The sequence below is a fragment of the Anaerolineales bacterium genome (genome assembly GCA_022866145.1).
Lineage (GTDB): Bacteria > Chloroflexota > Anaerolineae > Anaerolineales > E44-bin32 > PFL42.
In genome coordinates, this window is the sequence record JALHUE010000208.1 from 1 (window position 1) to 2,185 (window position 2,185).

Genomic DNA, 2,185 nt, shown 5'->3' on the forward strand with positions numbered 1-2,185 from the left:
GCCAGCAGGACCTGCGCCTCAAGCCGCGGCTGGTCGGCGACCGCCCCCAGGCTCGAGGCGCCCAGCCGGAGGGCCGTGTCGATGGTCAGGGGGGTGTCGGAAGCGGAGGTCATCCCGGGTCCTGCTCCGGGCGGGCAGCGGGTCAGTTGGCGGAGGCCTTGAGGCGATTGGCTTCGTCTTGCGTCGCCAGCTCGTCGATGAAGGCATCGATCTCGCCATTCATCACAGCCGCGAGATTGTGTGAGGATACGCCGACGCGGTGATCAGTCACCCGCGACTGCGGGTAGTTGTAAGTGCGGATCTTCTCAGAGCGCTCGGCCGATCCAACCTGGAGTTTGCGTGAGGCGTCCTCCTCCGCCTGCTGCTCCTCAAGCGCCATCTCAAACAGCCGGGCCCTGAGAATGCTCATGGCCCGCGTGCGGTTCTGCAGCTGCGACCGCTCATCCTGGCATTGAACAACGATGCCTGTAGGCAAGTGAGTCAGGCGCACGGCCGTCGAGTTCTTCTGCACGTTCTGGCCGCCGGCGCCCGCCGAGCGGTAGACATCCATCTTGATGTCTTTTTCGGGGATATGGATCTCGACCTCATCCGTTTCCGCCAGCACGGCGACGGTGGCGGTCGAGGTGTGGATGCGCCCCTGGGCCTCGGTCTGCGGAACGCGCTGCACTCGATGCACCCCGCTCTCGTACTTCAACCGCGAGAATGCGCCTTTGCCCTTAACCAGGGCGATGACTTCCTTGAATCCGCCGATGCCGGTGTCGCTGACGGAAAGGACCTCGACTGCCCAACCCTTCACTTCGGCATGGCGGGTGTACATGCGGAACAGATCGGCGGCGAAGAGCGCCGCCTCTCCGCCGCCGGTCCCGGCTCGGATCTCCAGGATGACATTGCGTTCGTCCCGCGGGTCGCGCGGCAGCAACAGTGACTTGAGGCGCGCTTCGAGGGCTTCCATCTCCGGGCCAAGCTCGTCCAGCTCGGCCTGAGCCAGTTCGGCCAGTTCCGGATCCCCGCCCTGCAGCACCTGCCTCGCCTGCCCCAGCCTGTCGTCCAGTTGGCGATGGGAGCGATAGGCGCTGACGATCGGCTCGAGCTCCGCCCGCTCGCGGGCCAGCTCGGCCACGCGCGAGAAATCCACGCCCGGCCGGGCGAGCTCCTCATCGATGGCCTGGAAGCGATGTTCGATTCCTTCGAGCTTGCCGTGCATTCCCTACCTGCTTCACACACGAACCTCCCACGGCTGCAGTGGGAGGGCAAGGGTATTCTACTACGGTGGAAGTGCAGCGTTGCTTTCCGTCGCGAGCTGCTCTGGCGAGGGGCGAGTGCGGTCGGGGTCCGATGCGGCCTTCGGGCGTCTCAGGCGAGGGTCTGCGTTACACCGCCGAAATGGGCGAGGCTGGCACCCGTGAGACGCGCCCCGCGCCATGGGGTGCGCCTGGCGCAGGCCGAAGCTTCGGCCGCGCCGTCTCGAGTCGCCGACCTTGACCCAAGGAGAACCGTCGGAGGCACAGCCGGGCCGGTGCCACGTACCCAGAGGCGGTGCGGTGGCGCCGGCCTCCTTGGCAAGAAGTGTTACGGGCAGTCGACGCCCATTGTGTAGGATCCGGGGTTGATGTAGGTTGTGTTGCTACCCAAGTCCGTGATCATCCCCTTGACATCGATCGTGTCTCCGGTGAGGGCATCGTGCAATGTCACGACTCCATCGTAGCTGGCATCCCAGTCGGACCCTGGACCTGAGATGAATCCGCCGGACTCCAGCGGGATGTTCACGTACTGCCAGCCTGTCGTGTGGGGCCCGTTGTACTTGGCATACACGTCCCCCGGCGCAATGCCAGCCGAGAAGGCCGGATCGTGCACATCGAGGTCATCGACGCTGATGGTACATGCCATAAGTGTGCTGCCGATCGCCGGCGACAGATCCATGCAGCAGATCGTAGGAGCCGTGACGTCAACGGAACCCGAAGGCGTGGCCGTCGGTGGCCCAGGCGTTGCGGTCTTCGGTTTCTTGGTGGGTTTCACGGTCTCCGTCGCCGTGGGCGGCGGCCGTCGGGTGGCGGTCTCGGCCGGCACCGGCGTCTCGGTTGGGACCCGGGTCTTGGTCGGCGTGGCGGTGAACGGCGCCTCGCCCATCAGGCTGCGAGCCGTGGCCGTCGGCACCGGCGACTCCATCAGTGCTTGCATCGCCCGC

At 66.0% G+C, this 2,185-nt stretch carries 2 protein-coding genes; both read right to left on the reverse strand.

The annotated features are described in order from the left end of the window. Nucleotides 1-142: 142 nt before the first annotated feature. Nucleotides 143-1,204 carry a peptide chain release factor 1 gene (gene prfA / locus MUO23_06580; GenBank protein MCJ7512621.1) on the reverse strand — a complete coding sequence of 354 codons (1,062 nt, stop codon included), beginning with the start codon at nucleotides 1,202-1,204 and terminating at the stop codon, nucleotides 143-145. A 365-nt stretch (nucleotides 1,205-1,569) separates the two neighbouring features. Then, nucleotides 1,570-2,185, reverse strand: a 616-nt coding sequence (locus tag MUO23_06585; GenBank protein MCJ7512622.1) for a hypothetical protein, incomplete at its 5' end; no start/stop codon positions are given.